Origin of the sequence: Vibrio sp. 1727, from assembly GCF_033344415.1 — a bacterium.
GTDB lineage: Bacteria > Pseudomonadota > Gammaproteobacteria > Enterobacterales > Vibrionaceae > Vibrio > Vibrio alginolyticus.
On record NZ_JAWPOT010000590.1, the window covers coordinates 1 to 540 of the forward strand.

Annotated in this window: 1 protein-coding gene; it reads left to right on the top strand. The window is 46.1% G+C overall.

The annotated features are described in order from the left end of the window. Positions 1 to 69 precede the first annotated feature (69 nt). Positions 70 to 540, top strand: a 471-nt coding sequence (locus R8O10_RS27090) for a nitroreductase family protein (protein WP_318192210.1), incomplete at its 3' end; no start/stop codon positions are given.

Below are 540 nucleotides of genomic sequence, written 5' to 3' on the forward strand. Positions count from 1 at the left end.
CTTTCGAGGTACGCGTGGTTGTCGAAGCTAAAAGCGGCCGATATAAAACTGAATAACGAGGATAAAAACGTGTCTCATCAAATCATTAAAGATCTAAACAGCCGCTACACAGCGAAAAAATACGACGCAGAAAAACGCATTTCTCAAGAAGATATGGCCATCATCAAAGAAGCCATTCGTCTGTCTGCATCGTCAATCAACTCGCAACCATGGAAATTCATCGTGATTGAAAGTGATGAAGCGAAACAACGCTTCCACAGCACGTTCGCGAACAAACACCAATTTAACCAACCCCACGCAACCACGGCGTCGCACACGATCCTTCTTGCTTACGATCCTAAGTTCACAAAAGAGAAGTTTGCAAAACGCGTGGATGCCGAAGTCACTTCAGGTCACCTACCAGCAGATATGTACAACACCTTTATGGGCGCATACGCATTTGCCGAAGCGAACACCGATGAAAATGGCTTCAACGGTCATTGGACTAAGGCGCAAGTTTACATCGCACTGGGTAACCTACTGCACACATTAGCGCGCCTT